This window comes from Mesorhizobium sp. WSM4844, from assembly GCF_055811775.1.
In genome coordinates this window covers 41,387-48,670 of sequence record NZ_JBVVQB010000035.1, presented here as the reverse complement: position 1 = coordinate 48,670, position 7,284 = coordinate 41,387, and the positions used below count along the sequence as shown (strand labels likewise).

Below are 7,284 nucleotides of genomic sequence, written 5' to 3'. Positions count from 1 at the left end.
AAACCCCCCTCCCCCCCCCCCCCCCCCTCCAATCGCCGGGGGTCAAAACCCCGGGGGGGCGGCCCCCCCCCCCCCCCCCCGGGGGGGGGGGGGGCCCCGCCCCCCCCCCCCCCCTCGCCAGTTCGCGGATGCCGGGCTCGATGTGCTGCAGCGCAATCGAGGAGATGCCCAGCCGCATGAAGCGTGACGGCTTTTCGGTGCGGTCGAAGAAGCGGTCGCCGGGCTCGATGATGACACTGCGCGAGGCGGCGGCCTCGGCCAGCCCGCGCGAATCGGTGCCGCGCGGCCCTTCGAGCCAGAGCGACGCGCCACCGGCGGAATCGGTCGAGCGCCACTCCGGCAGGAAGGCGGAAATCGCATGGATCAGACGCTTGCGCCGTTCGTCGAAGGCACTCGACAGCCGCCGCACCAGCGCCTCGTGATGGCCAAGCGACAGGAACAGCGCGACCGCGCGCTGGTTGTTGGCCGGCGGATGACGCAGCATGAAGCGACGCAGCGCGCGAAGCTCGGAGATCAGCCCGGCCGAGGCGACGATGTAGCCGAGCCTAAGGCCCGGAGCCAGCGTCTTCGACATCGAGCCGACATAGATGACGCGGCCGGAACGGTCGAGGCTCTTCAGCGCCTGCTGCGGCGCCTCGTCCAGAAGCTGGCTGTCATAGCCGTCCTCGATGATGATCTGGTTGTGGCGGTTGGCGCGCGCCAGCAGGTCCTGCCGGCGCTCCGCCGACAGCGGCACCATGGTCGGGCAATGGTGGCTGGGCGTCACGAAGACGAAGCCGGAATCGTTGGGAATAGAAGCGGTTACAATGCCGGAATGGTCGACCGGAACCGGTACGACGTCGGCACCCGCCAGCCGGAAGATCGAGCGTGCGTCGGGATAGCCGGGGTCTTCCATGGCCACCTTGGAGCCCTTGGTCATCAGCAGCGTCGCCAGCATGTAGAGCGCGTTCTGCGCGCCGAGCGTGACGATGATCTCATCGGGATTGGCGAAGATGCCGCGCCGCGGCAACAGCCTGGCTTGGATCTGCTCGATCAAAAGCGGATCGTCGCGGTCAACCATGTCGGACGCCCAATTGCGGATCTCGAGCACGGCGAGCGCCATGCGGTTGCACTCACGCCACTCGGCGGTCGGGAACAGTGCCGGATCGAACTGGCCGTAGACGAAGGGGTAGGACGACTTGATCCAGTTGTCGTGCTTGGCCGGCGGCGGCATGTCGCTGGCCGCGATCTGCCGGCGCGCCTTCCAGTCGATCTCATTGGCCTGGTCTGGCGCCTTCTGGTGCGGTTTGGCAGGCGTCGCCAGCACGTCCGGATTGACGAAATGGCCGCGCCGTTCGCGCGCCACCAGGAAACCCTGGTCGACGAGCTGCTGGAAGGCCAGCACCACGGTGCCGCGCGCCACGCCGAGTTTCTCGGCCAGGATCCGGCAGGACGGAAGCGGCATCGAGGCGGCGATTTGCCGGTCGAGGATGGCGGCGACGATCGCTTGGCGGATCTGCGCCTGCAGGGTCTGGCCGGATTCCGCCGAAATCCGGAACAGGCCGGACCATATGGCCGTGTCGTTTCGCTGTGGCATGGGAGATGTTCCTCGATGGCCAGCCTTTTTTCACTTGGCTGGACCAGTCGAATGTACCGGTGGCACAAGCTGTTGCGCCAATCAATTTTTCTGATCACTGGGATTTACGCCAGTGATCCTTCCCAAGGGTGACGCAAAGCCGTCATCCCGCTGGTGACGCAAGGCGTCATCCCGCGCGTGACGCGTTGCGTCATCGCTGCCTGACGCGACGCGTCATCGCGGCGCATTGAAACCAGCGGATTTCGGCTAGATAGTTCGCCGCGACGACACGCGCCGGAAACACCCGGTCTGTTATGTTGGCATTTCAAGGCTCGGAGTGAGGCAGTGGATCAATCGTCCTTTCAAAAACAACTCGACGCCCTGCGCGATCACCGTGCGGCCAAATCGGGCAGCATGCGCGAGGCCTTCGCCGCCGATCCGCAGCGCTTCGAAAAATACTCCGCCACCGACGGCGACCTGCTGCTCGACTGGTCGAAATGCGCGGTCGATGCGCAGACGATGGATCTGCTCGAGCAGCTGGCGGCAGCCGCGGATCTCGAAGGCCGGCGCGCTGCGATGTTCTCGGGCAAGAAGATCAACGTCACCGAAGGCCGCGCCGTGCTGCACACCGCGCTGCGCAACCTGAACGGCAAGGGCATCGTGCTAGACGGCCAGGACGTGAAGGCGGAGGTTGTCGCCGTGCTCGATGCGATGGGCGGCTTCGCCGATGCCGTGCGCTCCGGCAAGGCGGCCGGCGCCACCGGCAAGAAGATCACCGACATCGTCAACATCGGCATCGGCGGGTCCGACCTTGGCCCGGCCATGGCGACGCTGGCGCTGGCGCCCTATCACGACGGGCCGCGCACGCATTACGTGTCCAACATCGATGGCGCCCATATCCACGACACGCTGAAGGGCCTCTCCGCCGAAACCACGCTGTTCATCGTTGCTTCCAAGACCTTCACCACGATCGAGACGATGACCAATGCCGAGACGGCGCGCGAATGGGTGCAGAAGGCGCTCGGCAAGGAAGCGGTCGGCAAGCATTTCGCCGCCGTCTCGACGGCGCTCGACCTGGTGGCCAAGTTCGGCATTGCGTCCGACCGCGTCTTCGGCTTCTGGGACTGGGTCGGCGGACGCTATTCGGTCTGGGGCGCGATCGGCCTGCCGGTGATGATCGCCGTCGGCCCAAAGAATTTTCGCGCCTTTCTCGATGGCGCGCATGCGATGGACGAACATTTCCAGACGGCGCCGCTGGCCAGCAACCTGCCGGCGCTGATGGGGCTGATCGGCTGGTGGCATCGGGTGATCTGCCAATACCCCGCCCGCGCCGTCATTCCCTACGACCAGCGCCTGTCCAGGCTGCCGGCCTATCTGCAGCAGCTCGATATGGAATCGAACGGCAAGAGCGTCACCCTCGACGGCGGCGCTGTCACCACGCCGACCGGCCCGCTGGTCTGGGGCGAGCCGGGCACCAACGGCCAGCACGCCTTCTTCCAGCTGCTGCACCAGGGCACCGATTTCATTCCGGTCGAATTCCTCGCCGCAGCCATCGGCCATGAGCCGGATCTCAAGCATCACCACGACCTGTTGCTCGCCAACTGCCTGGCGCAGTCGGAGGCGTTCATGAAGGGTCGCACGCTGGAGGAAGCGCGTGCGCAGATGCTGGCAAAGGGCATGGCGCCCGCCGAGGTCGACAGGATCGCCCCGCATCGCGTCTTCTCCGGCAACCGGCCCTCGGTGACGATCCTCTACAGACAACTCGATCCGCATACGTTCGGACGGCTGATCGCGCTCTATGAGCACCGCGTCTTCGTCGAGGGCACGCTCTTCAACATCAATTCCTTCGACCAATGGGGCGTCGAGCTGGGCAAGGAACTGGCGACCGGGCTACTGCCTGTCGTGGAAGGCAAGGAGAATGCCGCAAAGCGGGACGCTTCGACTGCCGGACTGGTGGGACACATCCATCGATTGCGCGGATCGGAGTAAGCGGCTTGGCCGAGATCAAGGGAATATTGTTCGACAAGGACGGCACCCTTGTCGACTTCAACGCGACGTGGCTCGGCGTTGCCGATTTCATGGCGATGGATGCGGCGGAGGGCGACCGCTGGAAGGCCGACAGGCTGCTTGCCGCGGCGGGCTACGATTTCGCCACCAAACGCTTCAAGCCCGATTCCATCTTTGCCTCCGGCACCAACATGGATGTCGTCGAGCTTTGGTTTCCGCGACTGTCGGATGAAGACCAGATGCTTGCCGTCGCCCGCTTCAACGAGATAACGTCGGTGCAGGGCTCGTCGATGGCGGTGGCGCTGCCGGGCATCGTCGAGACGCTTGGCGTTCTTCACAGAAAATCCTACCGGCTCGGCGTCGCCACCAACGATTCGACCACTGGCGCGGAGAAGACATTGCTCACGCTGGGTGTCGCGCAGCTGTTCGACGCCGCCTATGGCTACGACGCGGTGGCCAATCCGAAACCGGCGCCCGACACGATCCTCGCCTTCTCGGACCTGACCGGCCTGAGGCCTGCCGCGATCGCCGTGGTCGGCGACAATCGCCACGATCTGGAGATGGCGCGGGCCGGCGGCTGCGGTCTGGCGATCGGCGTGCTTTCCGGCACCGGCACGCGGGAATCGCTGTCGCAGATCGCCGATGTCATTCTGGATTCGGTTGCCGATCTGCCCGACTTTCTTTCGGCAAGGGTCAAGGAGACGATCTGAACTCGCCTCCGAGTTGCTCCGGCTCGAATGAGAAGACGCCGCTCGGCTTCGTCGCCGCGCCTTTTGCCTGGCCGACATCCGGCACGTGGTATTCAGCCAACTGGCGAAGCCGCGAGCGGGGCAGGTAGGCGCGGCCCGGGTCGCCGATCAGCACATTGATGCCGGCGGCCAGGCAGCGGTCGAGGAAGGGGATGACCCGGTCGGCGAGATCTTGCCGATAAAACAAGTCGCCGGCTGCCACGACGTCCACCGGCGGCGGCGGACCAGCGGTGATGTCCTCGCCGACGACCGTGATTTCGACGCCGTTCGCCGCCGCATTGAGACAGAGCGCGGCGACGCCGTTGCGGTCGATCTCGGATGCAATCACTTCGCTGGCGCCGGCCCTTGCCGCGGCGATACCGACGAGGCCGGACCCGGCGCCGAGATCGAGCACGCGAAGCCCAGCTACGGTCTCCGGCCGATCGAGGATGTAGCGGGCAAGCACCGCGCCGCCGGCCCAGGCATAGGCCCAGTAAGGAGGCTGCGGCTCGGGGCCATCCTCGTCGGCTTCGTTTGCTTCTTCTTCCGGCTCGGCTGCTCGTCCTTGTGGACGCGTCAGCCGCCACAGTCCGCTCGCTGGATGGGCTGCATAAAGCCGGATTTCGGGAAGCGCGGCAACAGGGGCGATACGCATGTTCGCCTTGATGAAGGTTAGCGGATCGGGACGGGAAAGCGTATCCGCCGCGTCATCGACAGTAAGGCTATCGGCCAAAATTGTCCCTATTCCCGCAATGCCCGCCGCAGGATCTTGCCCACCGGCGTCTTCGGCAGTTCGGTCCGAAACTCGATGTATTTTGGCCGCTTGTAACCGGTCAGGTTCTCGCGGCAATATACAGTCAGCACCTCTGCGGTCAGCAACGGGTCCTTCTTGACGACGAACAGCTTCGGCACTTCGCCTGAATGCTCGTCCGGCACGCCGATCGCGGCCACTTCGAGCACGCCCGGATGCAGGGCCACGACTTCCTCGAGTTCGTTCGGATAGACGTTGAAGCCGGACACGAGGATCATGTCTTTCTTGCGGTCGACGATCTTGGTGAAGCCGCGCTCGTCCATGAAGCCCATGTCGCCCGACTTGAAGAAACCGTCTTTGGTCATCACCTTGGCGGTCTCGTCCGGCCGGTTCCAGTAACCGGCCATCACCTGCGGTCCGCGGATGCAGATCTCGCCGACTTCGCCGGGCGGCAAATCATTGCCGTCTTCGTCGCGGATGGCGATCTCGGTCGAGGGCAGCGGCAGGCCGATCGTGCCGGTGAAGTTGCCGTCGCTGAATGTGTTGGCGGTGGCCACCGGCGAGGTTTCCGAAAGCCCGTAGCCCTCGGTGACCGGGCAGCCGGTCAACGCCTTCCAGCGTTCGGCGACACCCTTCTGCACCGCCATGCCGCCACCCAGCGTCAGGATTAGCGGCTTGAAGTCGAGCTTGCGGAAATCCTCATTGTTGAGCAGCGCGTTGAACAGCGTGTTGAGGCCTGGAAAGATGTGGATCGGGTATTTGCCGAGTTGCTTGACGAAGCCGGGAATGTCGCGCGGATTGGGAATGAGTATGTTCTGGCCGCCCAGTTGCATGCCCATCAGTGCGTTCACCGTCAGAGCGAAGATATGATAGAGCGGCAGCGCGCAGATGAAGTTGAGATGCGCCGGTTTTGGCTTGACCGTGAAGGCGTCCTCGATCCACAGCGCGTTCTGCGCCACGTTGGCCAGCACGTTGCTGTGCAGCAGCACCGCGCCCTTCGAGATGCCGGTGGTGCCGCCGGTATATTGCAGGAAGGCGACGTCGTCGGCAGCGACATGCACCGGCTTGAAATTCATGCCGGCGGCTGCCTTCAACGCGGCATTGAACTTGACATGGCTCGGCAGCGACCAGGCCGGCACCATCTTCTTCACGCGGCGCACGACGAGATTGACGATCGTCCCCTTCAGGCCGCCAAGCATATCGCCCATCGCCGCGACCACGACATGCTTGACCGCCGTTTTGGCGATCACCGCCTGCAAGGTGCTGGCGAAATTCTCGAGAATGACGATGGCTTGCGCGCCGGAATCCTTGAGCTGATGTTCCAGCTCGCGCGGCGTGTAGAGCGGGTTGACGTTGACCACGACATAGCCGGCGCGCAGCACTGCCATCATCGCCACCGGATATTGCAGCACGTTCGGCATCATCAGCGCCACGCGTGCGCCTTTCGGCAGTCCCGTCGATTGCAGATAGGCTCCGAAGGCGGCCGATTGCCGCTCGACTTCCGCATAGGTGATGGTCTTGCCCATGCAGGTAAAGGCGGGCCGGCTGGCGTACTGGTTGCAGACGTCGGCGAGCAGATCGCCGATGGAGCCGAAGGGCAGAGCGCCGATCTCGGCCGGAACGACTTTCGGATAGCTTTTGAGCCAGGGTTTTTCCGGCAATCCGGCGGCAACCACATTCGGCAACCTTGTGGCCGGACCTGGGGTTGACGTCGATGCAGCCGCTGTCGGTGCCGCCTTCGCCGCTGGTTTGGCGGCGGCGGGCTTTGCGCCACCCTTCGCGGATACATTGGCCTTCGCGGGCGCCGCGGCCGCCTTCGGCTTGGCTTTGGCCGTCGGCGCTTTGAGCTTGTCGGGGCTGGCCGGTTTCGCAGCAGTTGTGGCCTTGGCTGTCGCTGGTGCCGTCGTCCTTGGTGTTTTTGCCACTCGTCCCTCCCTCGATTGTTCTTATTGTCTCTGCCTGCTGGCCGCGTCGCCTCCGAATGACAGAGACGTCCTCCGCTGCTGCCGGCATCCAGGAAATCCAGCCTGTCATCTATGTATTGCGACTATCGGCAGCCGTGCAAGTCTGCCCCTGCGGCAAGGTGGGAAGAAATCGTCCGCGGCAACGACCAGCCGAAGGTCGCAGTTCCTCACCAACGCCGGGTTGAAGATCAATAAAAAAATGCAGTCGTTAACATTACCGTGATAGGCGGTAATTGACATTTCCTTCTCCTTTTTGGCGAGTGCGCAGAAATAAATTCT

The 7,284-nt window shown here is 64.2% G+C and carries 5 protein-coding genes; 2 read left to right on the top strand and 3 right to left on the bottom strand.

Translation table 11 applies throughout. The features are described from left to right. Positions 1-1,576: MocR-like pyridoxine biosynthesis transcription factor PdxR (gene pdxR / locus AC0L2A_RS23975; protein WP_473610942.1), on the bottom strand; the 1,576-nt coding region annotated here is incomplete at its 3' end. Between the two features lie 324 nt (positions 1,577-1,900). Here pdxR and pgi point away from each other — a divergent pair. Next, positions 1,901-3,544: a glucose-6-phosphate isomerase gene (pgi, locus tag AC0L2A_RS23970; protein ID WP_473610940.1), complete on the top strand. Its 1,644-nt coding sequence runs from the start codon at positions 1,901-1,903 to the stop codon at positions 3,542-3,544. Positions 3,545-3,549: 5 nt separating this feature from the next. Further along, positions 3,550-4,272 carry an HAD family hydrolase gene (locus tag AC0L2A_RS23965; protein ID WP_091592927.1) on the top strand — a complete coding sequence of 241 codons (723 nt, stop codon included), beginning with the start codon at positions 3,550-3,552 and terminating at the stop codon, positions 4,270-4,272. Here the strand turns inward: AC0L2A_RS23965 and AC0L2A_RS23960 are convergent. Together AC0L2A_RS23960 and AC0L2A_RS23955 are read right to left on the bottom strand one after the other, a co-directional pair. Continuing rightward, entirely contained in the window at positions 4,256-5,023 is a 768-nt protein-coding gene (locus AC0L2A_RS23960; protein WP_473610939.1) for a class I SAM-dependent methyltransferase, read from the bottom strand. The two genes, AC0L2A_RS23965 and AC0L2A_RS23960, sit on opposite strands and share 17 nt — an antisense overlap. A gap of 8 nt (positions 5,024-5,031) precedes the next feature. Beyond that, positions 5,032-6,966: a long-chain-fatty-acid--CoA ligase gene (locus tag AC0L2A_RS23955; RefSeq protein ID WP_473610938.1), complete on the bottom strand. Its 1,935-nt coding sequence runs from the start codon at positions 6,964-6,966 to the stop codon at positions 5,032-5,034. Positions 6,967-7,284: the final 318 nt, after the last annotated feature.